Here is a 25940-nt window from a genome sequence, read left to right as displayed (position 1 = left end):
GCCGGGGGCGGGGCAACCGCTCCGCGCGGCCGTGAGATCCGGTGCTCGGCCTCCTTCTCTCCCGTGAGCGCACCGAACGAACAGCTCCAGTCCGGCGTTGCCGGGTCCTTCCCGTCATGCACCGGCTCCTTGAGGTGCCGACGGGGGACCTTCCCGTGTTCTCGGAAACGGAGACCATGATGCGAAGACCTATCCGTGCCGCGGTGGCGGTGGTCGCGACCGCGTTCCTCATGCCCCTGCTGACGGCGAGTCCGGCGCCCGCCTCGTCGGGCCGGCCCACCGACGGCGCCCGTAAGCCCGCGGACTGCCGGCCCGCCCTCCAGGTCCTGGCCTCTCTGCCGGGCACAGGCGACAGCCAGGTCAAGGGACTCGGGCCGAAAGCCCTGGCGGTGGGGGCATCGCGCGGGCTGCCCGTCTACTGGACGGGGACCCGGGTCCACCGCGTACCGCTGCCCGCCGGATTCACCGGCGGTGAGGTCGCGGCCGTCAACGCGAAGGGGCTGATGGTCGGTTCGCTGCGCGGCGCGGGCCGTACCGCCGCCTTCAGCTTCCGGGCCGGCGCCCGCGCGGTGACCCTGCTGCCGGAAGGGGGCCACGCGGCGGACGTCAACGACCAGGGTCGGATCGTCGGTGACGTGTTCAAGGACGGCACGCTCATCGGCCTCGAATGGGAAGGCACGCGGATCCGACGCCGGCTCGCGCCGCCGGCCGGCTACTCGCTGTCCTCGGTCACCGCCCTCAACAACGCGGGACAGATCGCCGGTTCCGGTGAGGCCGTCAAGGACGACGAGTCGTGGTCGGCGGGCCTCGTCTGGCCCGCCGGGAGGGGCGCCGCGGCCGTACCGCTCCAGCGGTTCTGGCCCGCTGGAGTGCCCTACGACTTCTGGTCCCCCCGTGACATCGACCGCACCGGACGCATCGTGGGCACCCACGACTTCACCCGGCTGGACACCCGGACTCCCACCCAGTGGCTGCCCCCGTACACGACCGAGAGCGAACCGGGGCTGCTCGGGGAGCGCACCAGCGGCACCTTCGAAGCCATCAGCCCCACCACCAACGTGAGTGTGGGCACCGCCTCGGACAGCCACATCGTCGGGCCCTTCCCGCCGGAGACGGCGCCCCCGGAGCAGGCGCAGATATGGCCGGGCACCGGCCCCCTGCTGGCACTGCCCCGGCTCTCCCCGGAGGGCGCCTCCCACGCGTACGCCGTCAGCGACGACCAGCGCGTCGGCGGCTCCGCGGCCGATGCCGGGGCGACCACCCGCGCCGTCATCTGGACGTGTGCCCTGCGGCAGGCATACCGGCCCTGACGCCGGTCCCGGTGACGGGCCTCAGGCGCCGTATGTGACACCGGGGCGCCCGGCGAGCAAGCCGGCGCCGGGCGCCCCGACCCGTTCAGCCGCGGCGCGATATCGCGTTCTCGTCCGGCTCGCGTACTTCGCTGAGCAGCCGACCGCCGTGTGAGCAGCGCCGGGCGGTGGTGAGCAGCGCCTGGAGCTGAATGCTGAATTGACCGGCGTCGGTGAGCGTCTTGTGGAAGGGCAGCCGGACGTCGCGGTGGCCGAGCGGGTACTCCACGCGGAGGCTGATGCCGTAGCGATCGATGGCCAGCGGCACCACACGTTCCATGAGTTGCAGGAAGCGGGGCTCCACCAGTCGCAGCAGAAGCGGGATGTAGTGACTGTGTTCCTCGGCCAGGTGGGTGAGGATGTCGGCTTCATAGGTGGCCAAGGGGTCCGCGGGGGCGGCCATCAAGTCGTCAAGACCGATGCGGGCCTTGCACATTGACGTTTCGAGCACCGCGGTGGCGAACTCCATGCAGTCACCGGCGGGCGAGGCCGCCTTGTCCCGGGAGGTCAGCCACCCCATCACGGTGACGCGTGCACGCACCCGGTCACGCACGGGAAGCGGGGCGACATCCGTGAACTGCAGGGTGGCGGGCACCCGTTCACCCGCCCCGGCCGCGCCGGTGAGACCGGCGTCCGCGGGGGAGGGGTGCAGGTGGACGTGCTGTCTCGCTCCCGGCCCGTTTCCGCGGGACACCTCGGTGCTGCGGCCCTCGGCCACCATCGTCATCGAGTGCGCCGAGGCCAGGATCGCCCGGACTCTCTCGGCGCTGGTCGGCTGCCGCTCCGCACCACCGAAGATACGCATACAGACTCCTGAAGGTTAGGTAAGGCTTACCTTATCAGTCCGAGCGGGCCTGGTGGGGAGGCGGACGGGCGCGGTCCCGGCCTTTCCCGTGAGGGGCCGGGCGACCGGGTGGAGTGCCGCGTACTCCAGGGGTGCCGACGGGTCGATCGAGACATCGAGGGGCGCGGGTGCGGCGCCCGCCCGGACCAGGAGGTCCCCGATGGCGGCGATCATCGCGCCGTTGTCGGTGCACAGCTTCAGCGGCGGGACGCGCAGGGTGAGGCCGGCCGCCGCGCACCGTTCCTCCGCCAGCGCCCGCACCCGGGAGTTGGCGGCGACCCCGCCGACCACGACGAGGGTGTCGACCCCGTGTGCGGTGCAGGCGGCGACCGCCTTACGGGTCAGCACCTCGGCGATCGCCTCCTGAAGCGCGGCAGCCCCGTCGGCCACCGGCAGGGCCTGTCCCCGGTGCCGCTCCGCCCACCGTGCCGCGGCGGTCTTCAGCCCGGAGAACGAGAAGGCATACGGATCGTCGTGCGGCCCGGTGAGCGGCCGGGGGAAGGTGACCGCGCGGGCGTCGCCCTCGCGCGCCGCCCGGTCGATGGCCGGCCCGCCGGGATACGGCAGCCCGAAGACCCGCGCGACCTTGTCGAAGCACTCGCCCGCCGCGTCGTCGAGGGTGTCGCCGAGGTGGGTGATCGGATCGCGGGCCAGATCGCGGACGAGCAGCAGCGAGGTGTGGCCGCCGGAGACGATCAGCACCACGCAGGGGTCGGGCAGCGGCCCGTGCGCCAAGGTGTCGGCGGCGACATGACCCGCCAAGTGGTGCACGCCGTACAGCGGAACGCCCAGCGCATACGCCAGCCCCTTCGCACCGGCCAGCCCGACCTGCAGCGCGCCGGAGAGCCCCGGCCCGGTGGTCACCGCGACCGCCCCGATGTCGGACAGCCGCAACCCGGCCTCCGTCAACGCCCGTTGCACGACCGGAGTGAACGCGTGGACATGGGCACGGGCCGCGATCTCCGGCACCACCCCGCCGAACCGGGCGTGCTCCGCCATGCTCGACGCCACCGCATGCCCCAGCAGCCGGCCGCCGCGCACCAGCCCCACCCCTGTTTCGTCGCAGGACGATTCGATGCCCAGCACCACGGGCGTTCCCTGCATGCCGTTCCCTTCTCGCGCACCACGACTCCTACTATTGCCGCGGTCTTGTTATTGCGAAGAATATGCAATAAGGGTTCCCTCTCGTCCGTGCCGTGCCCTATCGGGTGGCCGAGTGAGTTCTCCGCCGATCAGCCCACGTGCCCGCTCCGCCAAGCGCTTTCGTCAGGGCCGCCCCAGGCCGGTCGGTGGAGTTGCGGAAGGATGCGGTAGGTGACCATCACGCGGACGTGTGAGACGTGCGGCACCGAGCTGCGCTCAACCACCCCACGCGCGCGGGACGGCAAGGACCGGGGCGGGCGGCCGGCCCGCTACTGCTCCGGAGCCTGCCGGCAACGCGCGTTCCGGCAACGCGCCGGCCGTCAGGGCGTCGGCAAGCAGGGCGCCGGGCGGCAGGACGCGAGGGAGCCGGTGGACGGTACGGCGCCACGGGACGGTGCGGCGGACAGGCCGGGCCACGGGATGCCGCAGCCGCTCGACGAATTCGTCGGCCGGGAGCGTGAACTGGTGCGCCTGCGCACGCTGTTGGGTTCGTCCCGGCTGCTGACACTGGTCGGTCCCGGCGGGGTCGGCAAGACCCGGCTCGCGCTGGAGCTCGCGAGCCGGGTGCGCAGCGGCCGCCCGGGACGCGCCCAGCTGGTCGAGCTGGCCTCGCTCCGTGACGGGGAACTGCTGCCGCAGGCCGTGGCCGTCGCCCTCGGCGTCGGCGAGCGCGGCGGCCGGGCGGGCGTCGAGGCGCTCGTCCACGCGCTGGGCACCCGCCGCATGCTGCTCGTGCTGGACAACGCCGAGCATGTGATCGAGGCGGGCGCCACGCTGGCCGCAACCCTGCTGAGCCGTTGCCCCGGTCTGCGGATTCTCACCACCAGCCGGGAGGCGCTGCGGGTGCCCGGCGAGGTGGTGTTCCGTGTGGGGGTGCTCGCGCTGGCCCCCGACGACGAGGAGCCCGGTGCGGACGGGCAGCAGCCCGTGGAGGCGGTCCGGCTGTTCGTCGCGCGGGCCCGGACCTGCGCCCCGGATTTCACCCTGGGGCCCGGCAACGCCCATACCGTGGCAGAGATCTGCCGGCGGCTGGACGGCCTGCCGCTGGCCGTCGAACTCGCGGCCCGCAGGGTCGGTTCCCTGACCCCGGCGGACATTCTGCGCGGGCTGGACGACCAGCTCGGCCTTCTCACCGACGGCAGCCGGACGGGACCGGGCCGCCATCGCGAACTCGGCGCGGCGATCGACTGGAGCCACCGGCTGCTGGACCCCGCGGAGCGGATCGTCTTCCGTCGCCTGTCGGTGCTGGAAGGCGGCTTCGACGCCGCCGGGGCGGCCGCGGTCTGTGCCGGCGGTACGGAACCCGGCATCGAGGCGGGGGAGGAGACCGGCGACGGCGCGACGCCGGTCGCCGGGGTGCCTTCCGGGCAGGTGCTGCGGGTGCTCTGCGCGCTGGAGGCCAAGTCCCTGATCGTCCGGGTGCCCGGCGACGAACCGCACGCGGCCCGGTTCCGGCAGCTGAGCGCGATCCGCGCGTACGGAAGGAACCGGCTCACCGAGGCGGGAGAGCTGCACGCCACCTGGCACCGCGCGCTCGACCGGCTGGCCGGCCGGGCGGCCGAGGACCACGGCTCGGTCTTCGCCGACGCCACGGTGCGTCCGCCGGTCAGGGAACGGGAGAACCTCGTGGCAGCCGTCGCGTACACCACGGACCGGCCCGACCCCCGTTATGTCCCGCTCGCGCTCGCCCTGGCCCGACTGCACTACCACCAGGAACAGTTGACACTTGCCCGCGCACTGCTGACCGGAGTGCTGGCCCGGGCACGGGACGCCGGTGCCCGGGGCGCGGCGCTGGCGCTGGCAACCCGTGCGGCCTGCCTCCAGGCGGATCACGGGGCCGCTCTCGCCTTCGCGGAGGAGGCGGTCGCCGTGGCCCGCACCCAGCGCCGCCCCGCCGCGACGGCCAATGCGCTGGACGCGCTGGGGGCCGCCCGGCTGTGCCGGGGCGAATTCGCCGAGGCGGTCGCCGCCTTCGCCGAGTGCCTCGACGTGGTCCGCCCGCTCGGCCGTCCGCTGGACACCGCGCTGTGTCTGCACCACCTGGCCTGGGCGCAGCTCCAGACGGGCCGGGTGGCCGCGTCCGACGCGCTGATGGCCGAATGCCTGCCCACACTGCGCGCCGAGGCCCCTCCAGGGCAGTTGACAGCAGCACTGCACACCGCCGGTGCCATCCGGCTGGCCCAGGGCGACACCGGCGGCGCGGAGGAATTATTCGCGGAGGTGCTCCACCAGGCGCCCATGGAGAGCTACCACTCGCTGTATCCGCTGGAGGGCCTCGCCATGGCGGCGGCTGGACGAGGCGAGGCGGAGCGGGCGCTGCGGCTGTGGGCGGCGGCCTCGGAGATGCGACGGCGGATCGACACGGAGCCCGAGCCGCACTGGCAGCGGCAGGTGACCACCGCCACCGCACGAGCGCGGGAGCGCTTGCGCCCCGCCACCGCGGACCGGGCCGTGGCCGCCGGCCGACGGCTGCGCGGAGAGCGGCTGACCGGGTACGCCCTGCGCCGCACGGACAGCGCATCCGCAGGCAGCAAAGCCCCCGCGGACGACTACCGCTCCTCCGACGCCGAAGGACCCGTGCCCGGCCCGCCCGAGGGCCTCGGCGGCGCGGACCACTACGGATACCCGGGCGCCGGACCGGCGTTGACGGCACGTGAAGCGACGGTCGCCCGACTGGTCGCCGAGGGCCTGACCAACCGGCAGATCGCCACGCACCTGGGCCTTTCCCCGAGCACCGTGGGCGGCCATCTCGACCGGGTCCGCGACAAGTCGGGGCTCCGTACCCGCACGCAGATCGCCCTGTGGATCACTGGACGGAGCCCTCGGCCCCCTCGGTGAGGCATTGCGGTCCAGCGGTCCAGCGGTCCAGCAGTCCAGCGGTCCTGCGCCTGCTGATGACTGCGGTCCTGCGCCTGCTGATGACTGCGGTCCTGCGCCTGCTGATGACTGACGAACGGGCCCCGGCCCCGCCGTTTCGTTACGCGCGCAAGTCACCCGTCATCCGACCCGTGTACGGAACGCCGCGGCCCCGGAAACTGTGCGGAACGGGGCGCTCCGGGGCTGCCGGACCGGCGGCTTCCTACCCAACGAGGAGCCCCACCCACCGAGTTGGAGCCGATGCCCCGGCTCGACGCCGATTCCACCAGGAGGCGCAATGCGGTACGACGACGAAGCGAAAGCGCCGGACGCCCACGGCGGCGCCCGGCGCCCGGACGCCACGCACGTCCCGGACGGCACGGACGCAACGGACGGCAAGCGGGGCAACTCCCGAAGGGCGTTCCTCCGGACCACTTCCGCGGGCGTGACCTCCGCCGCCCTGGCGGCAACGGCCGGCGTCGCGGCCCCCTCGGCCGCCTCGGCGCAGCAGACCGCACCGGCCACCGCGCCGAAGCAGCCGTCACGGGTGCGCCCCGCAGGACTCACGAAGCCCGTCACGCCCGCCTGCTCGGGCCAGGAGACCCCGGCGTCGATCGAAGGCCCGCTCTTCAAACCCGCCTCCCCCGAGCGCGGTGATCTCGTCACTCCCGGCACCCAGGGGGTGCGGATCGACCTCGCCGGCGTCGTCTACGACACCTCCTGCACCCCGCTGCCGGGCACCCTCATCGAATTCTGGCAGTGCGATCAGAACGGTGATTACGACACCTCGGGATTCGCCCTCCGCGGCCATCAGTACACCAACAACCGGGGCGCCTATCTGCTCCGGACCATCATCCCCCGTGACTACTGGGGCCGTTGGGGACAACGGGCACCGCATATCCACACCCAGGTCCAGGCTCCCGGCAGCCCCGTCCTGGTCACCCAGCTGTATTTCCCCGATGACACCGAGGCGTACGGCCGGGACTTCGCCGCCCTCAACGCCGCGGACCGGCTGCTCAACCGCGCCTGCACCCTCACCCTCACCGCACGGCCCGGCGGGGGCTACTCCGGCACCTTCGACTTCGTCCTCAAAACCACCGCCTGAGCCCCCGCCCACCGCCCATGACTCCCCACCCGACGGAGGACCCCATGACGCCCGCACACCCCTCCACCACCCCGGCACGGGAGCCGAGGCGCCGCCGGGCGCCCGTGCTCGTGGCGCTCGCCGCCGCCGTTGTCGCCGCGCCCCTCGGCCTGGCCGCCCTGGCCGGCGACCCCGCCGCGTCGGCCGCGCCCGCGACACCCGTAGCGGCCGCCGCGCACACCGGCACCTGGCAGCGCACACCGGTACCCGTGGCGAAGGGCGACCTGACCGCCATCGCCGCACTCAGTGACACCCGGGCCTGGGCCGTGGGCTACCGGCTGAAGAGCGCCACCGCCCTCGAAGCGGTCGCCCTGCGCTGGAACGGCACCACCTGGACGCAGGAATCCACGCTGCCGGCGAACAGCTTTCCGCAGGCCCTCGCCGTCCGGTCGGCCGACGACATCTGGGCGGTCGGTGCCGCGACGGAGCACTGGGACGGCAGTACCTGGACCACCCGTCCCCTGGACCGGGATCCGGCGGGCCGGGTCGTCCCGGACGCCGTGGCGAGCGCGCCCGGCGGCCGGGCATGGACGGTGGGGCGGGCCATGTCCCGCTCGGTCAAGGACGGCGTGCCGGCCGTCCAGCTGTGGGACGGCACGTCGTGGAAGCGACAGACCCTGCCCGACGTGGGCACCGGGGAGCTGAGCGGAGTGACCGTCGTCGCCGCCGATGACGTATGGGCCGTGGGCACGTCGTACACCACGGATGAGAAGACGCCACAGACCGCTCTGTTGCTGCACTGGGACGGCACCGCTTGGAAGGAGATCACCGCGCCCGGTCCGGCAGGCGCCCACCAGTGGCTGACCGGCGTCACCGCGCTCGGTGCCGAGGACATCTGGGCGGTCGGCGGCACTGCGTCAGGCGGCTCCGAGCGCCCGTACGTGGTCCACTGGGACGGCACGAAGTGGATCACGACCACGACCCCCGACGTCCCGGACGGCCGGCTGCGCGCCGTGGGCCGGGCCGCGGACGGCACGCTGCGGGCAGTGGGCGGGAAAGGGAGCGCTCCCGTGGCCCTGCAATGGAACGCACCGGCCGAGCGGTGGCAGCAAACCACCGGCCCAGGCATCGTCGTCCGCGGATTCACCACCGTCCCGAAGAGCTCCCGGCTGTGGGCCGCGGGCATCGCCACCCACGGCGACCTCGTCCCGGCCATCACCCGCTTCCCGGGCACGTACCGCAAGTAGCCCGCCGCGCCGTGCGTCTCCGTGGCGTGGGTTGTCACCCTGATCGAGGCCACGAATCCTGGCCCAACAGGCCGTTCACAGCAGACCTTTCGCGACCGACGAGGCGGCGTCACCCGAATCAGGTGACGCCGCCTTGACGTGACGGCCCGCGGCTCGCCCTGCTGCTCTACGGCCTCTTCCCAGCCGGCCGGCCCCGCCCAGGGCCCGTGCCCCGGACCCGGCGGGGTGGCCTCAGACGGAGGCCATCGGGCGGGCGTCGTCGGGGGTGGCGAGGGTGGCCGGGTCGGCTTCCGCGGTGGTCGGAGCGCTGGTCAGGCCGTGTGCGTGGGCCTTGACTCCGGAGCGGACGGCCCAGAAGTAGAAGACCGGGGCGGTGACCGCGATCAGGGCGGTGCCGAGTACGCCGGGGAGGACGCCCCGGCCGCCGAACTCCTCGCCGCCCAGGGCGGACACCGTGGCCGTCCACACCAGGAAGGCGATCATCCACCAGGCCGGCGCGAACTGCCGCAGCAGCTGCCGCTCGCCCCGGCGCCACAGCACCAGGGCCGCGACCGGTGCGGCCACCAGCGTCAGCACGGTGATCTTTCCGGTCTCCGGCCACTTCGACCAGTACAGCGCGCAGGCGGCGAAGGCGAAGGTGACCGGGCACAGCACCCCGGCGGCCGGCAGCCGGAACGGACGGGGCAGCTCCGGGCGGGTCCGCCGCAGCACGCCCACCGCGATCGGGCCGATCAGATACGAGATGACCATGGCCGCCGACACCACTCCGGCCAGCGCCTGCCAGCTGCGGCCGACGGTGAGCAGCAGCACGACGGAGAAGGCGAGGTTGAGCCACATCGCGGGGCGGGCGGTGCCGTAGCGGGGGTGCACGGCCGCCAGCTTCCGGGGGAAGAATCCGGTCTCGGCGAGGTTGGTGACCATGTACGCGGCCGAGGCGACATTGGCGATGTTGGACCCGGCCGGCGAGATGAACGCGCCGAACTGGAGCATGGTGACCACCCAGTGCAGCATCAGCAGCCCCGCCAGGTCGGCGAACGGCGAGTTGAGGTTCACGCCCTGCCACCCGCCGGCCCGCTCCAGCAGCTCGGGCGGCACCGACCCCAGGTACGCGACCTGGAGCGCCGAATAGATCACCAGGCCCAGTGCGAGCGCACCGATCAGCGCGACCGGGATGGCCCGGCCCGGGTTCTTCGCCGCCCCGCCGAGGTTGACCACGGCCTGGAAGCCGTTGAAGGCGAAGACCACACCGCAGGTGGTGACGGCGGTGAGCACGGCCGGCCAGCCGTACGGGGCGAAGCCGCCGTGATCGGTGAAGTTCGAGGTGTGGAAGCCGGACCCGACCAGGGCGAGCACCGCCAGCACCGGGATGGCGAACTTGACCAGGGTGAGCACGGTGTTGGCGCGGGCCAGCAGCTGCACCGACCAGAAGCAGGTCAGCCAGAGCGCGAGGGTCAGGACCAGCGACACCGCCGTGCCGGAGAGGGTCAGCTGGTGGGTGGCCGGATCGACCAGGCCCTTCGCCCAGCCGAAGCTCCACGACGTCATGTACTGGGTGGCCGCGATCGACTCGATCGGAATCAGCGAGGCGGTCGCGATCCACACCGCCCAGCCGGTCAGGAAACCGAGCACCGGCCCGTGCGAGAGGTGCCCGTAGCGGGCCATGCCGCCGGGGATCGGGTAGGCCGAACCGACCTCCGCGTACGACATCGCGATCATCCCGATGAAGATGACGCCGATCACCCAGGCGACCAGCGCCGCGGGGCCCGCCACCTGGGCAGCGGAGCCGGCCCCGAAGAGCCAGCCGGAGCCGAAGATCGAACCGATGCCGATCATGATGAGGGCGAAGAGGCTGAGCCCCTTGCGCTCGCCGGCGCTCATATCCATGGGAAGTGTTGTCCGTCCTGGTCGTGCGCATACCCCCGCACTCTCGGCGGGGCCGCTCTCGTCTGCCGGCGACCACCTTATTTCCGGCCACACCGCGCGAACGCCCGCTGAGCTGCCGGAACACCCCGCGTCCCGGCCCCGCCGGCCCACGCCCCCGACGCCAACAGCCCCGCACATACGGCCCGTTCACTCCCCGACGGCCACTCATCGACGACCCGGGAGATCACCGCATGAGACGCGTCACAGCGAGGGGTGGAGGGGGGCGTTGTCCGGGCGTGGGGGCGTCATCGCGCGAGCGCGGTGCCACATCACTGCCACATCACTGCCACATCAGAGCGGCGGCGGGCACCGCGGGGCCGACGACGTGGCCGTCGTCGGGGGCTTCAAGGGGTAACCGCCGTACGGCCGCGGAGATCAATAAACCGAAGTATTTCCCTGGCCGAATTCCTCATTCCGTAAGCGCAATTCGGCCTCAGTGGCCGAGAAACGCCGCCCCGGCCCGTGATGTGGGTCACGTTTCGACGTCGATGCGCCCCATTTGAGGGGTTTTGCCGAAGGCTCAAAGTCGCCCCTACTTCAACAACCCACCATTTCGGCCATGTCGGGCGGCTCGTGCGACGAATTCCCGTGTGAATAGAGTCCTGGTGTCCGGCGGGAGTTCGCCGGTTGCCCTTGAGAGCGGAAATTCTGATTCCCCTTCGCGGATTTCTGGATTCCGTTTGAATGGGCCGTCGCGCTACGGCAAGGGGGTGCCATTATGCGTTACGCGTACTGAGGTATATGAGGCGTCGGCCGGGGTCACTGGACCCCGGCCCGCGCGACTTTTGCTTTACGCAGCCCCCGTGTTCCTCTCACTCGCTCAGGACGGAATGTGTCTGACTACGATCCGCTTGACGCGGCCACGGTGGCCGATCCGTATCCCGTCTATGAGCGGCTGCGGAAGAATTCGCCGGTGTTTTGGAGTGAGCGTTTCGGCTCGTGGATCGTGACGCGCTACGCGGATTGTCACCGCGTGCTCAGCGATGTGGACGTATTCGCCAGCGACTGGCGCAGGGCGGGGCATGAGGCGCCGCCCACCGCGGCCCTGAGCATGCAGGAACTCGACCCGCCCGACCACACACCCGTCCGCCGGCTTTTCACCACCGCCCTCCGCGACCAGGACCTCGATGCGATAGCGGCCTTCGCGGTCCGGGACACGGCCGCGGTCTTCGAGCAGCTGGCCGATGCGCCCTCCTTCGACTTCACCGCCGAAGTGGCCCGCCCGGTGGCGCTCCAGGCCGTATGCCGTCTGCTCGGTGTGGACCCTCCGCCGGTCGCCGCGTTCGCCGAACTGTCCGACGCGCTCGTACGCGGCATGGACGCGGGCCTGCTGCCGGAGGTGCTGGAACCGGCGATGGCGGCCCGAGGCCGGATCAACGAGCTCATGACCGAGTGGTTCACCGCCCACCGCAGGCCGGGCCTGCTCACCCAGGTCCTCCACGGCGCGGCCGCCGCGGGCGTCACGGAAGACGCGGTGTGGAACAACGTCCGCGTGCTCTTTCTGGCCGGATTCAGTACCACCGTCGGCGCGGCCGCCAACGCCGTGCTCGCCCTCCTTGAACATCCCGGCGCGCTGGAACGCCTGCGTGACCCGGCCCTGCTGGATTCCGGAGTGGAGGAACTCCTCCGGTACGACGGCCCGGTTCAGGGCACCACCCGCGCCTGCGTCGAAGCCACCGAGATCGACGGCGTCACCGTGGAGCGCGGCCGGCTGGTGCTGGCGCTCTTCGGCGCCGCCAACCGCGACCCCGAACGGTTCGCGTCCCCCGACGAGTTGCTGCTGGACCGGCATCCCAACCGGCATCTCTCCCTGGGCTGGGGCCCGCATGCCTGCTCGGGCGCCCTCCTCGCCCGGATCATCATCAGGGCGCTCGTCCAGCAGCTGCTGGACGCCCCCGCGCCCCCGCGACTCGCCGCCCCGCCCGTCAGGGTGCCGCGTGCCACCCTGCGCTACCCGGACCGGCTGCCCGTCACGTTCCAGAACGCTGAGCCCGAACGCTGAGAGTGAGAGCCATGACCACTGACGCCGCAGTCGAATACCACCCACTCGACCCGCACACCCTGCTCGACCCGTATCCGGTGTACGCGTCCCTGCGGGCGACCGGCGCACCCGTGTGGAACCAGAAGCTCGACAGCTGGGTGCTCACCTCGTACCGGGACTGCCGCCAAGTCCTCCTGGACCACGAGAACTTCGCGGCCGACTGGCGGCGGGCGGGCGAGACCGTCCCCGAACCCGCGCTGGACGTCCACACCATCGACCCGCCCGACCACACCGCGATCTACGGAGTGCTCGCCGACTCACTGCGGGACATGGCTTCGGACGGCCTCGCCGCCCGCACCAGGAAACACATCGCGGCCATGCTCGACGAGCGGCCGGCCGGGCCCTTCAACGCGATCACCGAATTCACCGAGCCGCTGGCACGCTGGTTCATCCCCGAGGCCATCGGGGTTCCCCCCTTCGATCTGACCACCGTCCGGCCGATGGCGGAGGCCATCACCCAGGCCATGGACTCCGGCCTCAACCCGGCAGCCAGGGAGCCGGGCGTGGCGGCACAGCGTCAACTGGCCGCGATGATCGAGGATTGGGTGACCGGGATGGACGCGGGCCACCCGATCCGCGAACTGGTGGCGAATGCCATGGCCGCCGGCGTCCCACGGCATATCGCGATGAACTCGCTGCGCACCCTGGTCGTCAACGGATTCACCGCCGTACCGGCCTCCCTCGGCAACGCGCTGAACGTGCTGTCCAGGGATCCGGGCCTGCTGGCCGATCAGCTCGACAGCCCCGAGGCGATCGACCGGGCGCCTCATGAGTTCTTCCGTTACGAGGCGCCCATCCAGGGGACCACCCGCCTGGCCGTCCGGGACATCGCATTCAACGGGGTACAGGTGCGCCGCGGCCAGGGAATGCTGATGCTCTTCGCCGCCGCCAACCGCGACCCCGAACAATTCGACGCCCCCGACACCGTACGGCTCGACCGGTGGCCGAACCACCATCTCACCTTCGGCTACGGCGCCCATGCCTGCACCGGCTCGCTGCTCGCCCATCTGCTCCTGCGGGAGTTGCTGACCGTACTGGTGGAGCGCGGCACCACTCTCACGCCGGCCGGGCCCGCCGTACACAAGAAACTCGCCACCGTCCGCACCCTCGCAGAACTTCCCCTGGAAATCGGTAAATGAGCAGGTACCGCACTGCGCTGGGCATCCGCGAATTCCGGGCGATTTTCACGGCACATGTCGTCTCCATGGCGGGAGCGGTCACCGCGAATTTCGCGCTGGCCGTGCTCGTCTACTCCCGCACCGGCTCGTCGCTGCTGTCCGCACTGGTCTTCGCACTGGTCCTCGCACCACATCTGATCGCGGGCACCCTGCTGTCCGCGCTCATCGACCGGCTTCCGGCCCGGCGGCTGCTGGTCTGCTGCAATCTGCTCTCCGCGGCGCTCGTCCTCGTCATCTCGCTGTCCGGCACCCCGGTGCCCGCCGTACTGGCGCTGGCCTTCGCCCTCGGCCTGATCGAGCCGGTGTTCTCCGGCGCCCGCGCGGCCACCCTGCCCGACGTACTTCCCGGCGACGCCTACGTGCCGGGCCGCAGCCTCATGCGGCTGGTCGCCCAGGGCGCGCAACTGGGCGGATTCGCGGTCGGCGGCCTGCTGATGGCGGCCTTCTCGCCGCAGGTGATGCTGCTCATCAACGCGGGCTGCTTCCTCTTCTCGGCCCTCGTACTGCGGCTGGGAACCAAGGAACGCAGGCTGCACCCCGACGACGGCACCACCGCGCGGACCTCCCTGCTGCGCGACTCCCTCAACGGGATCGGGGCGGTGATGCGGGTGCCGGCCGTACGCCGCACACTGCTCCTCGGCTGGGCGGTCCCCGCACTGGGAGTGATACCGGAGGCCCTGGCGGTGCCGTACACCGCCGGACTCGGGGGAGGGGCGACCGCCGCGGGCCTGCTGCTCACCGCGATCCCGCTGGGGACCGTGGCCGGCGAGGTCCTCACCAACTGGCTGGTCCCGAAGGAACGGCAGATCCGCATGATCGGGCCGGCCGCCCTGCTGGTGTTCGTCCCGATGCTCCTCTTCGCGCTCCGCCCCGGCCTGGTGCCCGCGATCGCTGTGCTGTTCGTGTGCGGCCTGGGGTTCAGCACCCAGCTCGGCCAGGACCGGCTGCTGCTCCAGGTGGTGCCCGAGGAACTGCGGGCCAGGACGCTCAGCCTCCAGACGGCCGGACTCATGTTCTGGCAGGGGCTCGGCTTCGCCGCGGGTGGCGCGGTGGCCGAGCTGTTCAGTCCGAGCGCCGTGATCTGCGCGGGGGCGGTGGCCGGCCTGTGCGCCGTCCTTCTGCTGCTGCGCGGCGCGGTGTTCGACACCGAGAAATGGAGTCCCAGGAGTGCGGGCGGAGTCGTCAGTGGCTGACATGGGTGACATGGGTGACATGGGTGACGGGGGCGATGAGGAGCGGTGGAAGGCACGCATCGGCGTCGCCCATGTGACGGTGCCCCGCTGGGCCCGCGATGCCCCCGACCGCTGTGTCTACCGGTCGAACGCCACCGGTACATGGGAGTTGTACGAGTGGGACCGGGCCAGTGACGCACGCCGCAGGCTCACCGACCGCCCCCACGGCACCGCCCTGGGCTTCCTCGACCCGGCCGGCGCCTGGGTGTGGTGGTTCGCCGATACCGACGGGGACGAACGCGGCGTCTGGATGCGCCGCCCGTTCGGCGGTGACCACGACGAACCCGCCGCCCCCGCCCTGGGCCCCGCCCACCAGGCCGGACTGGCCCTCGGCACGAACGGCCTCGCCGTCATCGGCACCACTGCGACCGGCGACACCACCATGACCGGCGGCACCACGATGACCGGCGGCACCACCATCCACGTCTGCCGCCCGGAAACCGCACCCCGGACGCTCTACACCCACCCCTCGGACGCCCACGTGGGGGCGCTGTCCGCTGACGACACCCTCGTCGCGATCGGCCACAGCGAACACGGCGACAGCCGGCACAAGGCGGTACGCGTACTGAGCCTGGACGGCACGGTGGTGGCCGATCTGTGGGACGGCGAGGGACGCGGCCTCGGCGGGATCTGGGACGGCCCGGGCAAGGGCCTCGGGGGTATGGCGTTCTCCCCGGTCCCCGGTGACAACAGGCTGCTCATCGAGCACGAGCGCCACAGCCGGCCCGAGCCCATGATCCTGGACGTCGCCACCGGCGAACAGCGCGAGATCGCCCTCGACCTGCCCGGCGAGGTCAGCGCCGCCTGGTACCAGGACGGCTCGGCGCTGCTGATCTGGCATACCCATCACGCCCGCGACGAGCTCTACCGACTGGACCTGGGCACGGCCGAAACCGGCGAACTGATCCGCCTGGAAACCCCCAAAGGCGTCATCAGAGGCGCCGGGACACGTCCGGACGGCACCGTGGAGTTCGTCTGGTCGAGCGCCGCACACCCTCCGGTCGTCAGATCCACCTCGGGCGGCACCGTGCTGGCCCCGCCCGGACCGACGGCCCCGCCCTCCGTCCCGGTGACCGACGCCTGGGTCGACGGCCCCGGGGGCCGCATCCACGCGCTGGTCTCCCGGCCCCCGGGGGCCGACGGCCCGCTCCCGTGCGTCTTCGAGGTACACGGCGGTCCGATCGGTTACGACGACGACGCCTTCGACCCCGTGGTCGCCGCCTGGGTCGACCACGGCTTCGCGGTCGTCCAGGTGAACTACCGGGGCTCCACCGGCTACGGCTCCCGATGGCGGGACGCGATCGAGGGCCGCCCCGGCCTCACCGAACTGGAGGACATCGAGACCGTCCGCGCATGGGCCGTCACCAGCGGCCTCGCCGCCCCCGAGCGCCTCGTCCTGTCCGGCCGTTCATGGGGCGGCTACCTCACCCTGCTGGGCCTCGGCACCCGCCCGGACAACTGGGCCGTCGGTATCAGCACCATGCCGGTAGCCGACTACTTCGCCGCCTACGAGGACGAGATGGAGGCCCTGCGCGCCTACGACCGCTCCCTCTTCGGCGGCTCCCCCGACGAAGTACCCGAGCGGTACCGGGCGTCCTCCCCGCTCACCTACGCGGACCACGTCACCGCACCGGTCCTGGTGATCGCGGGCGAGAACGACCCCCGCTGCCCGATCCGCCAGATCGACAACTACGTCAACCGCCTGGCCGCACTGGGCAAGCAACACGAGGTATACCGCTACGACGCGGGACACGGCTCCCTCGTCGCCGACGAACGCATCAAACAGATCGGGGCGACGATCGCGTTTGCCTGCGCTCACCTACCGTCATAGGACCACCTCGGGAAGCCCCTCTCCACCGCGCAGAAGTACGGAACCGATCCGCCTCCTCCTTCACAGATCTGGATGCTTCGTCGCCACGTGGTAGTACCCCGAGTGGAACACCAGAGGGGCCCCGCCGTCGGCCTCGTACTCTTCGACCTCGCCGAGGAAGATGATGTGGTCGCCTGCGTCCAGGCGTTGGACGGTGCGGCATTGGAAGCGGGCGACCGCGCCGTCCAGGAGGGGGGTGCCGGCGATGCCGGGGGTGGTGGGGGTACCGCGGAATTTGTCGTCGGCCGGGGTGGCGAACTGGCGGGAGAGGTGGTGCTGGTCGGCGGCCAGTACGTGGACGGCGAAGTGCGAGGCGTCGGTGAAGTCCGGGAGGCTCGGGCTGTTTTTGCCGGGGCACCACAGGACGAGGGGCGGGTCCATCGAGACAGAGGTGAAGGAGTTCGCGGTCATGCCGACGTTGCGGCCGTCGGGGGCGCGGGCCGTCACCACGGTCACGCCGGTGGCGTACTGGCCCAGCGCGCGGCGCAGCGCGCGGCCGTCGAAGCGGGCGGCGTGCTGGGCTCGTTTCTCGGCGAGGAAGCGGTGTGCCTCGGCCTCCTCGAACCACCAGCGGTAGAGGGTGCGCGGGTCGTCGAATCCGGCGGCGAGGGCCCCGGCGACCGAGGGGATTTCGGCCGCCGCTGTCAGGAGGTCGTGGTGGTGGGGACTCAGATCGGTCAGGAGCGAGTTGGTCCAGCCGACGGCCCATTGAGCCCAGCCGCGCCAGAAGTTGTCGAAGGTGCGCTGCATCCACTGCCGGGTGAATTCGGCGGTGCCGTGGCGGAGGATGCTGTCGAGGTAGTGGGTCGCGGCCTGGGCCGCATTGTTCGAACCCTGGCCGGTGATCGGATCGTTGAGGACCACGGCGTCGGCCATGCCGAGGACATGCCGGCCGGAGGCCAGGCGGGCGATGGGGTGCCGAACGGTCGGGGTGAGTCGGCCGCGCAACACACCGCAGCTGTCGGTGAGTTGGGCATGCCGACAGCGTTCGTACTCGTCGGGGAAGAACCGGCGGAGGATGTCGAGTGAGCGGGCGAGGTGGGCTTCGGGCGTGCGGATGTCGTCCCAGCAGTCCATGGGGCCGCCGGGGACGCCCTCGAAGACCATGATGTCGCAGGGTCCGGTGGTGGTCAGGGCGGGGAAGGAGAAGTACTCACCGACGCCTGGGACCGTGCGGTAGTGGACGGCGGCCTCCCCCTCCCGCGGTCCCGTTCCCGTGACGTACGTCAGGGCAAGCGCACGGCGCGGCCGGTCGTACGGGGAGAGTTCGGAGTTGCGCGGGAAGAGTTGGCTCAGCTCGCCCTTGCCCGTGGAGACCACGACGAGATCGTGCGTACGGGCGTACCACTCCAGGTCGTTGACGCCCGCCTCGTGCAGCACGATCTCGCCGCGGCCGCCGTCCGCGAACTGCTCGATCCAGGCGGCACACTTGACCCGCTGGTCGACGGAGTGGGCAGGGCCCTCCAGCGGCGCGCGCCAGGAGACGTCCGGAGTGCCGTGCGGACCGATGAGAGAGAACGCGATGCCGGAGATGTCCGGGGCCTGGTCCTCCCAGTGGTGCAGGCCGAGTTCCCGCTCGCTCTGGAGCGCGGTGTCGAACATGCACTGACTGGACATGACCGGCCCGCGACGTATCTCGTCGGGGCTGCGGTCGGTGACCAGGGTGACGTCATAGCCGTGTGCCTGGAGCCCCAGGGCGAGTTGGGCACCCGCCTGCCCGGCACCGATCACCGCGATCCTTCTCATGGTCCTGCTGTCCTGCTCTCGTTACGTACGTACCACTGACATGGCCCTCAGGTCGTTGCCCGTTGTTCCTGGGGGCCCTCAGGCACTGACCTCGGTCAGGTAGTTCTTCGCGGCGACCGGGTCCATGAACCAGTGGAAGAGGTCGCGCGGGTCATCGAAGCCGTTGACGAAGCGGGCGGCAATACGGGAGTTGGCGCTCGCCGCGCCGAAGAGCTCCAGGACGTGCTGCGGCGGAGCGCCGAGCATCGCGTTGGTCCAGGTCGTGGCGGACTGCGCGGTGTCCCAGAAGCGGCCGAAGGCCAGCTCCATGAACGCAGCGTCGTACGGGCGCTCGCCGTGGTCCAGGATGGTGGCGAGGTAGGAGGCCGCGCACTTCGAGGCGTTGTTGGACCCCTGGCCGGTGATCGGGTCGTTGAGGACGACGACGTCGGCGAGGCCGAGCACCTGCGCGCCGGAGGGCAGCGTGGCGACGGGCTTGCGGACGGTCGGCGCGAAGCGGCCCGCGAGGGTGCCGTTCTGGTCGGTGAGCGCGACATCGGTGCAGCGCTCGGCCTCCCACGGAACGTACGTTCGCAGCAGCTCCTGGAACTTCGCCAGCTGCTGGTCGGGGGTGAGCCCGTCGAAGCAGTCGAGCGGGCCGCCCGGGATGCCCTCGAAGAACATGATGTCGCACGGGCCGCTGGTGGTGAGGCTGGGCATGGTGAAGTACTCACCCACACCGGGGATGACATTGAAGCTGACGCCGGGGCGGTCGGGCAGCGCCGCCATGCCGGTGACGTACGCCAGGGCCAGCGCGCGCTGCGGAGCGTCGTACGGGGAACGCGAGGCGTCCCGCTCGAACAGCCCGGCGATCTCGCCCTTGCCGGCCGCGACGATGACCAGGTCGGACTCGGCGGCGTAGCGCTCCAGGTCCTCGATACCGGCCTCGCAGAGCTCCAGACGGCCGCCGCGGCGCGCGAACTCGCCCATCCAGAGCGGCATCTTGACACGCTGGTCGATGGAGCGGGCGGTGGCCTCAAGGCGGGCGTCGAAGGAGAGCGCCCGGCCACCCTGGCCGTCGGCGATGTTCACGCCGAGACCGGCAATCGACGGGCAGGCGTCGCCCCAGAAGTCGAGGCCGAGGTTGCGCTCGTGGGCCAGCGCGGTGCCGAACATGGCCTGGCTGGACATGACCCGGCCCTCGCGGATCTGGTCTCCGGTGCGGTTGGACACGAGGGTGACGTCAAAACCGTGGTCGATCAGGCCGATGCCGAGCTGGAGACCGGCCTGACCGGCTCCGACGATGGTGATCTTGCGCATGAGGGGGATCTCCGGGGGTTGGGGTGTGCGGGTTTTTGAGCGGTGCCGCGCAGTGCCGTGCATTGCCGTGCGGTGCCATGCACCGCAGTGCCATGCAGTGCCGTGCGCTGTGCAGCGTTGCGTCGCGTGGTGGCGTCAGCGAATGGGCAGCGGTTGTGGGGAATGCGGCTGCCCGCCGGAGGGGGGCCGGCGGGCAGCCGCGGGAGCCGGGTCTCCCGTAGGACCGGGGGAGGGGTCCCGGGTAACCCGGCCGGCTAGAGGGTCCCGGCCGAGTCGGCGAGCCGGGGCAGCAGAGGCAAGGGTGCCGCGATGTGCGGGGGTACGGCCATGGCGGCCCCCGCCGCGCCGGTCGCGCGTAATAAGCACAGCGCGCATACGACGGGCCGTCGGCAGGGCGTGACTCCGCTTCTGACAAGCGCAGCCCGGCCCGGCACTCCCTGCATTGTTGATTCCCAGGATTCTCTCGGGTCCGCGGCGGTCAGGCAGCAATCTTGGTATGGCAAGATCACCTTCGCTATCCGGATCACGCGGGTTGCTGTCCCGATCGCGCATCTCGGCGGTGGAGGTTTATATGCCCGCTGAAGAGTCCCCCCTCGCAAATCACCAGCGGTTTCATACAACGGACATCTGGGAAGCGCGGGCCGAGGTCGGCCGCGCCTTCTGTCCGCATGAGCTGCGCATCACGCGGCGTTCGGCAACGCTCGACGCCAGGCTGCACGGCGCACCCTTCGACCGGACAGGTCTCTATTACCTCGATTACGGAACGGAAGTCCGGATCACACCAGGCGATTTGGAGAGCTTTTTCCTGGTCCAGATCCCGCTCGCCGGTTACGCCGAAATCACCTGCGGCCGCGAGGAGATCATTTCCTCCCCGGAACTCGCTTCTGTCCCCTCTCCGAACGGAAAGTTGGACATGCGCTGGGGTGACGGCAATCCGCAGCTGATCGTGTGGTTCGACCGATCGTCGCTGGAATCGCACCTGGGGAGTTTGCTCGGCCGCGCCGTGCGCCGCCCGCTCTTCTTCTCGCTCGGCATGAACCTCACCACACCGGGCTCCCGGTCCTGGCTCAACATCGTCGACCTCATGCGCCGGGAGGCCGAGGGACCCGGTGACATGACAAGCCGGCCCCTCGTGACAAAACAGCTTGAATCACTCCTCATGACCCAGCTGTTGATGGCTCAGCCCCACAACTACACATCGGCGCTGCTCGGCGAGCAGCCGCGCGTAGCACCACCCGCGGTCCGCCGCGCCATGGAGGTCATCGAGGGACACGCGGCCGAGCCGCTCACGGTCGCGGAGATCGCGGAATGCGTCGGCGTCGGCGTACGGGCCCTTCAGGAAGGCTTCCGCCGGCACCTCGACACGACACCGCTCGCGTACCTGCGCGAGGTCCGCCTGGACCGCGTACGCAAGGAACTCCTGGCCTCCGACCCTGGTGCCGCGACCGTCACCGCCGTCGCCTCCCGCTGGGGCTTCCTGCACCCGGGGCGTTTCTCACTTGCCTACCGCCAACAGTTCGGGGAGTCGCCTTCGGAGACGTTGCGGTCATAGGAGGAAGTCGGACTTTCGACCGCCCGTGTCGCAGCACGCACCACGAAATCCGGGAGCCGGGGGGGAACGCCGGCTCCCTGTCCTGCCGGTGCGCGCTCGCCGGCCCGGTGGTCACGGCGTCAGGTCGAGAAATTCCCAGTGCGCTTGCGGTTCCGCTCCGCTCAGCCATTTCCCGCAGTTCTGCAGGACCGTGGGGCTTGAGGTGATGTGCTGGGTACCTGTGCCGAGATCACGCAGAAACCGGTCGATCGGCCCGCGCCGGATCGCCGCCGTCCCCGCCCATCGATGCACCGTCTGACCCACGTCCTGCACGGTCCACGTCGCGTGGTTGAGCGCCAGCCTGAGCAGCGTGTCCTGCTCGGTACTCAGCAACTCGCCCGCATCCAGCGTCCCTTCGATACCTCGCCACACCTCCATCGCCCACGCCCGTGCCGAACGAAGCTTGGCTTCGGCGGTCGCGTACTCCGCGTGGAACTGCGCGGTGTCGACAGCGGCGTTACGTGTGCCGGATTTGGCCGCGGCGACCAACTTCAGTTCATCGAGCAGGCGCCGCCCGACACCGAGCGCCCACCCGGTGTGTCCGATCGCGGACATGTTGACCAATCCGAGGCGGTAAATCGCGCCGCCGTTGACCGGGTTCGTCGTCGTGGCGAGGTACGTGTGCGACGCCGGGACAAGCACATCGGCGCAGTGGTAATCAATACTGTGCGTCGCACGCAGCCCGAGCACATCCCAGTTGTCGACGAGTTCCACCTGCGACTTCGGCATCGCCAGCACCCGCAGCTCCCCGGTGCCCTCGACCTGGATCGCACTGTGGATATGGGTGGCGTGCGCCATACCGGAGGCGAACTGCCAACTGCCGCTCACCAGATAGCCACCCTCCACCGGGACGGCCCGGCCGGGCCGGGTACCGTGCCCCGCCAACAACGCGTGATCCCCACCCGCGACATCCGGGAACAATGCGGCCGCCGCAACCGCATCGAGATAAGCCGCAGTGGTGCCGGTCATCAACTGCAGCGCCATCATCGTCCAACCGGCCGCGGATTCGTGATAACTGACCCGCTCGACTGTCTCTATCAATTGGCGCGGGGAGAACTCATAGCCCCCGAGGCTCTGCGGCAGCGCGGCCCCCACGACCCCAGCACCCAGCAACGCCCGCGCGACGCCCTCGGTGAGTCTGCCGAGTTCCTCGGCCGCATCCGCATCCGCCTCAAGCACCCCGCCGAGTGCGTCAATCCGCTCCAGCATCGCGGGAAATTCCGTGCTGACATGCAATCCGATCGAGTCCGCCATGGTGGTTGCTCCTCGCCGTTAGTTCTGAGTCAGCGTCACCATAGGGGAGGGCGATCTCGTTCCTCGGCCTGCTCAAGGAACTCTCGTGCTGCCGGGGCTCGCAAAAAAGGGGCTCTGGTAGGCGAACCGGGCGACGATGCCATCGACCGGTCCCGCGGCGGGCTGACCACAAAGATCCCTCTTACTGCCGACGACCGCTGCCGGCCACTGCGCTTCGTTCGCACCGCCGGTCAGGCCGGCGACGCGCCGGGCATTCTCCTCTGGAACGCCGACGACAAGCGAACTGCCTAAAAGGCTGTCCCGTAAGTGCTCTACGGTGCCGGGTGACCTGCTCGTTTCCCCGTTAGCCACGAGAGCGAGGTTATGCAGTCGGGCGATGCCGCTCATGGCGTGGTGGACGCCGTTGCCCTTCAAACGGCAGTCACGGAGAATCTTCCAACTCTTCATGCGGGCGAAGCACGAGGCGGGTGTCGGCGTCGATGACGACCTGGTGATTGGTCGAGTCACTCAGGCCCGAACCACCCGCGGCCTCGCGCAGTAGTTGCCGAACTCCGCGAACAGGCCGGTAACCGAAAGCGTTTGCGGCGGCAGTCGAGTCGTACACCCGGTCCAGGCGATCGGGCACTGGCCACCCCTGGTCGCGGAATGCCTGGACGACATCGGGAACCCGTTCGGCGAGCACCGCGCCCGCATCGCGGGCAAGGGCAAGGCAGTCCTCTCGGTGAAACGGGTGCGGCCCGGAGATATTGAACCTGCCGGTAACGGTGGAGTGCGTAATGGCCAGGACCCCCGCCGCTGCTACGTCGGCAACGTCGACTCCCCGGTGCAGCAGGTGGCGGGCCCGCACCGGCAGTGGCTCCGGAAAGCATCGCGATATGCGCAGCGTCACCGAAGAAACGGCGCAGGCGGCCACCAGCTCCTCTGCAGCCAGTTTGGTCTCGTCATAGATGTCCCTGGGAAGCGGCGTGAGCTGCTCGTCCACCCAGACCGCACGCTCGGTGGGCACCAGGGCGTGTCCGTAGACACTCGTACTGCTGATGTAGACAACCCGCCGGGCGCCGAGGCCGGCGGCATCGTCGAGTAGGCCCGCGGTCGCACCGACGTTCACGGCTCGGAACTCTTCATCTGGCACGCGCCCGACGTGTGGGGCGTGCAGCGCGGCAGTATGGACCAGGGCATCGGCCGACTGCAATGCGGCCAGCCGCACCGGCCGCTCTCGCAGGTCTCCGACGACGTTCGTCCATCGGCCGGGAACCCGGTCCACGCCGCGGACCACCCAGCCGGCTGCGTCGAGTGCCGCAGCCAGGGCCGCTCCGACCAGGCCCGAACTTCCGGTAACCGCAACCAGTCCAGCGGGGGCTCTTTTCGTCGCTAAGTGCACGCGTCCGACTGTACGGCGTGGAACCGATCTCCTGAGAGGGCACAGCGAAAGAGGGAGGCGGACTCAGTTCGCGGTTGCCCCTATTCGGCCCGGAGAACCAGGTCGAGGAGGCCAGGGAAGCGGGCGTCGAACTCTTCGTGGCGCAGGCGGTTGAGCCGCTTGGTGCCCTGGTCGCGCTGTTCGACGAGGCCGGCGGCGCGCAGGACCGAGAAGTGGTGGCTCTTGGCGGCTCTGCCGACGGATACGTCGAAGTTGCTGCAACTGAGCGTCCAGTCGGGGTGGTTCGCCAGAGTACGGATCAGATGCATGCGCACAGGGTCCGCGAGCGCGGACAGGGCAGTGAGCACAGGGACGTCGTCGGGGTGGGTGTGCACGGGCGCCGGCCGATGTCCTGCGGCTCCAGCCTGCTCCGGCATCCCTCAGCCACCTCCGCGGTCGGCACTCGCTTGCTGAATGTTCGATACCCATCGTACATTACTGATGTTCGCTTCCGGTTGAACATTCCCCGGCAGGCAGTTCACGTCGCAGGCCGCCTACAACAAGCACGGCCCGGGCAGCCCCATGCCCGGGCCCAGAACCGCGGACGGAGAAATGCAGCAACGAAGTGCGGACCAAGGATTCTCCGCCGTCGCGGGCAAGGTGCCCGCGCCCTGTCTCGTACTGGCGGGAGTGAGCGGGATCCAGTTCGGAGCAGCCCTCGCCCCCAGCGCCTATCCGCAGGCAGGAGCCGCGGGCGTGGTGTTCCTGCGGCTCCTCATCGCCGGCCTGATCCTCTGCGTGGTGTGGCGCCCGCGGCGCCGAGTTCTCAAGTCGGCCAAGGGAGCCTGGAAGACCGTGCTCGCCGCCGGAACCCTGCTCGCCGGACACCACATCGCCTTCTTCGAAGCCGTCAACCACGTCCCGCTGGGAATCGTCGCCACGATCGAATTCCTCGGCCCCTTCGCCATCGCCCTCGCCGGCTCCCGCCGCGCGCTCGACCTGCTCCCCGCGTGCCTGGCCGCAGGAGGCGTACTCCTGCTCGGCGGCGGAGGCAGCACCTCTCTGCCCGCCGTCGGCCTCGCCCTGGCCGCAGGGGCGGCCTGCTGCTGGGCCGGGTACATTCTGGTCTCCGCCCGTATGGCCACCCGCCTCAGCGGCGGCCAGGGCCTGGCCGTGGCCATCGGCTGGGCCGCGCTGCTCAGTGCCCCCTATGGCATCGCGCGCGCCGGGTCCGGCCTGCTGGACCCGCATGTCCTGTGGGTGGCGGCCGTTGTGGCAGTGGTATCCAGCGTGCTGCCGTACTCGCTCAACCTGGAAGCCTTGCGCCGGGTTCCGCCGCGCGTCTTCGGCGTACTGACGAGCCTGGAGCCGGCCGCGGGCGCCCTGTTCGGCCTGCTCGTCCTCGGCCAGAACCTCGACCGGTCCCAGTGGCTCGGCATCGCCGCAGTCGCCTGCGCCTCCATCGCCGCCACCTACCTGGGACCGGGAAAGCGCAGGACTTCACGCGTCCGGGCAACGAGCGGCTCTCTCCCCGAGGAGGGATTTACGGAAAACGGAACCGGCATCCCGAGGGCGCCCAGCGCGCCCGGTAAGGCGACAATTCATTCCCCTGACCGGTCATCCGGCAACGTCGAAGATGTTCATGTCTCGGGTCCGCGACATGCTGCAAACGATGATTCCGGCGAGAGGTCCTAGGTGTACGAGGCCATGACGAGGCCATGGCGTTGGTGACACTGGCCGGAGCGCGGGACGCCGAGGCTTGCCATCTGCCGTTCCGTGGGGCCGATGGTAGGGAGACTCCCATCTCTTCGGCGACGTGCGCGGTCGGCCGTGTACGGCATCGTTCGACCAAACGTCGGCGGCCTTCGACGGACCGTGGTGCGTGGCAGTGGAGCACGCAGGTGGCTTTCTGGAACGGCTCTG

At 70.7% G+C, this 25940-nt stretch carries 17 protein-coding genes and 5 pseudogenes; 11 read left to right on the top strand and 11 right to left on the bottom strand.

What is annotated here, in order from left to right; genetic code table 11:
* Nucleotides 1-176: 176 nt before the first annotated feature.
* Entirely contained in the window at nucleotides 177-1310 is a 1134-nt protein-coding gene (locus ACZ4XD_RS04770; protein WP_468038188.1) for a hypothetical protein, read from the top strand.
* A gap of 85 nt (nucleotides 1311-1395) precedes the next feature.
* Here the strand turns inward: ACZ4XD_RS04770 and ACZ4XD_RS04765 are convergent, their stop codons facing one another.
* Together ACZ4XD_RS04765 and tsaD are read right to left on the bottom strand one after the other, a co-directional pair.
* Nucleotides 1396-2154, bottom strand: coding sequence for a DUF2470 domain-containing protein (locus ACZ4XD_RS04765; protein ID WP_468038186.1), 759 nt, complete (start codon nucleotides 2152-2154; stop codon nucleotides 1396-1398).
* 15 nt (nucleotides 2155-2169) lie between these two features.
* Nucleotides 2170-3297, bottom strand: a complete 1128-nt coding sequence (gene tsaD, locus ACZ4XD_RS04760) for a tRNA (adenosine(37)-N6)-threonylcarbamoyltransferase complex transferase subunit TsaD (protein WP_468038184.1) — start codon at nucleotides 3295-3297, stop codon at nucleotides 2170-2172.
* A 210-nt stretch (nucleotides 3298-3507) separates the two neighbouring features.
* Here tsaD and ACZ4XD_RS04755 point away from each other — a divergent pair, with 210 nt between their 5' ends.
* The 3 genes from ACZ4XD_RS04755 to ACZ4XD_RS04745 all read left to right on the top strand — a co-directional run bounded on the left by ACZ4XD_RS04755 (nucleotide 3508) and on the right by ACZ4XD_RS04745 (nucleotide 8523).
* Entirely contained in the window at nucleotides 3508-6174 is a 2667-nt protein-coding gene (locus ACZ4XD_RS04755; RefSeq protein WP_468038182.1) for a helix-turn-helix transcriptional regulator, read from the top strand.
* A gap of 316 nt (nucleotides 6175-6490) precedes the next feature.
* Nucleotides 6491-7297: a dioxygenase family protein gene (locus ACZ4XD_RS04750; RefSeq protein WP_468038180.1), complete on the top strand. Its 807-nt coding sequence runs from the start codon at nucleotides 6491-6493 to the stop codon at nucleotides 7295-7297.
* Between the two features lie 44 nt (nucleotides 7298-7341).
* Entirely contained in the window at nucleotides 7342-8523 is a 1182-nt protein-coding gene (locus tag ACZ4XD_RS04745; RefSeq protein WP_468038178.1) for a hypothetical protein, read from the top strand.
* 231 nt (nucleotides 8524-8754) lie between these two features.
* Here the strand turns inward: ACZ4XD_RS04745 and ACZ4XD_RS04740 are convergent, their stop codons facing one another.
* Nucleotides 8755-10407, bottom strand: a complete 1653-nt coding sequence (locus ACZ4XD_RS04740) for an APC family permease (protein ID WP_468038176.1) — start codon at nucleotides 10405-10407, stop codon at nucleotides 8755-8757.
* 871 nt (nucleotides 10408-11278) lie between these two features.
* On the opposite strand from ACZ4XD_RS04740, the gene ACZ4XD_RS04735 reads away from it, so the two are divergent.
* From ACZ4XD_RS04735 to ACZ4XD_RS04720, 4 genes are read left to right on the top strand one after another with little or no spacing between them, the layout of a single operon-like run.
* Complete coding sequence (locus ACZ4XD_RS04735) at nucleotides 11279-12448, top strand: cytochrome P450 (protein ID WP_468038174.1); 1170 nt, start codon at nucleotides 11279-11281, stop codon at nucleotides 12446-12448.
* Nucleotides 12449-12459: 11 nt separating this feature from the next.
* The gene (locus ACZ4XD_RS04730) at nucleotides 12460-13626 is read left to right on the top strand and encodes a cytochrome P450 (protein ID WP_468038172.1); all 1167 of its coding nucleotides are present in this window, start codon (nucleotides 12460-12462) and stop codon (nucleotides 13624-13626) included.
* Entirely contained in the window at nucleotides 13623-14858 is a 1236-nt protein-coding gene (locus tag ACZ4XD_RS04725; protein WP_468038170.1) for an MFS transporter, read from the top strand. The genes ACZ4XD_RS04730 and ACZ4XD_RS04725 overlap by 4 nt, the downstream gene beginning before the upstream one ends.
* Before the next feature lies 1 nt (nucleotide 14859).
* Nucleotides 14860-16728: an alpha/beta hydrolase family protein gene (locus tag ACZ4XD_RS04720; RefSeq protein WP_468038352.1), complete on the top strand. Its 1869-nt coding sequence runs from the start codon at nucleotides 14860-14862 to the stop codon at nucleotides 16726-16728.
* Between the two features lie 60 nt (nucleotides 16729-16788).
* Here the strand turns inward: ACZ4XD_RS04720 and ACZ4XD_RS04715 are convergent.
* From ACZ4XD_RS04715 to ACZ4XD_RS04705, 3 genes and pseudogenes are all read right to left on the bottom strand, one after another.
* Nucleotides 16789-17229 (bottom strand): annotated as a pseudogene (locus ACZ4XD_RS04715) (flavin reductase family protein); the annotation flags it as partial.
* A gap of 69 nt (nucleotides 17230-17298) precedes the next feature.
* A pseudogene (locus ACZ4XD_RS04710) lies at nucleotides 17299-18513 on the bottom strand (styrene monooxygenase/indole monooxygenase family protein); the annotation flags it as partial.
* 78 nt (nucleotides 18514-18591) lie between these two features.
* Nucleotides 18592-19812 (bottom strand): styrene monooxygenase/indole monooxygenase family protein, encoded by a 1221-nt coding sequence (locus tag ACZ4XD_RS04705; protein WP_468038169.1) that lies wholly within the window; start codon nucleotides 19810-19812, stop codon nucleotides 18592-18594.
* Between the two features lie 571 nt (nucleotides 19813-20383).
* On the opposite strand from ACZ4XD_RS04705, the gene ACZ4XD_RS04700 reads away from it, so the two are divergent.
* Nucleotides 20384-21364, top strand: coding sequence for an AraC family transcriptional regulator (locus ACZ4XD_RS04700; RefSeq protein ID WP_468038167.1), 981 nt, complete (start codon nucleotides 20384-20386; stop codon nucleotides 21362-21364).
* A gap of 111 nt (nucleotides 21365-21475) precedes the next feature.
* Here the strand turns inward: ACZ4XD_RS04700 and ACZ4XD_RS04695 are convergent, their stop codons facing one another.
* Nucleotides 21476-22657 carry an acyl-CoA dehydrogenase family protein gene (locus tag ACZ4XD_RS04695; RefSeq protein ID WP_468038165.1) on the bottom strand — a complete coding sequence of 394 codons (1182 nt, stop codon included), beginning with the start codon at nucleotides 22655-22657 and terminating at the stop codon, nucleotides 21476-21478.
* Nucleotides 22658-22741: 84 nt separating this feature from the next.
* On the opposite strand from ACZ4XD_RS04695, the pseudogene ACZ4XD_RS04690 reads away from it, so the two are divergent.
* Nucleotides 22742-22906: pseudogene (locus tag ACZ4XD_RS04690) on the top strand (IS5/IS1182 family transposase); the annotation flags it as partial.
* Nucleotides 22907-23008: 102 nt separating this feature from the next.
* Here the strand turns inward: ACZ4XD_RS04690 and ACZ4XD_RS04685 are convergent.
* The 3 genes and pseudogenes from ACZ4XD_RS04685 to ACZ4XD_RS04675 all read right to left on the bottom strand — a co-directional run.
* Nucleotides 23009-23113, bottom strand: a pseudogene (locus ACZ4XD_RS04685) (IS5/IS1182 family transposase); the annotation flags it as partial.
* A complete protein-coding gene (locus ACZ4XD_RS04680; RefSeq protein WP_468038163.1) occupies nucleotides 23079-24038 on the bottom strand; it encodes an NAD-dependent epimerase/dehydratase family protein in 960 nt (319 codons plus the stop codon). The pseudogene ACZ4XD_RS04685 and the gene ACZ4XD_RS04680, both read right to left, overlap by 35 nt.
* A gap of 80 nt (nucleotides 24039-24118) precedes the next feature.
* Complete coding sequence (locus ACZ4XD_RS04675) at nucleotides 24119-24454, bottom strand: ArsR/SmtB family transcription factor (protein ID WP_468038161.1); 336 nt, start codon at nucleotides 24452-24454, stop codon at nucleotides 24119-24121.
* A gap of 175 nt (nucleotides 24455-24629) precedes the next feature.
* On the opposite strand from ACZ4XD_RS04675, the gene ACZ4XD_RS04670 reads away from it, so the two are divergent.
* Nucleotides 24630-25712, top strand: a complete 1083-nt coding sequence (locus ACZ4XD_RS04670) for an EamA family transporter (RefSeq protein WP_468038159.1) — start codon at nucleotides 24630-24632, stop codon at nucleotides 25710-25712.
* 61 nt (nucleotides 25713-25773) lie between these two features.
* On the opposite strand, the pseudogene ACZ4XD_RS04665 reads toward ACZ4XD_RS04670, so the two are convergent.
* Nucleotides 25774-25914, bottom strand: a pseudogene (locus ACZ4XD_RS04665) (IS481 family transposase); the annotation flags it as partial.
* Nucleotides 25915-25940: the final 26 nt, after the last annotated feature.

The organism is Streptomyces sp. NPDC029466 (assembly GCF_055574515.1).
This window is presented reverse-complemented; position numbering and strand designations above follow the sequence as displayed.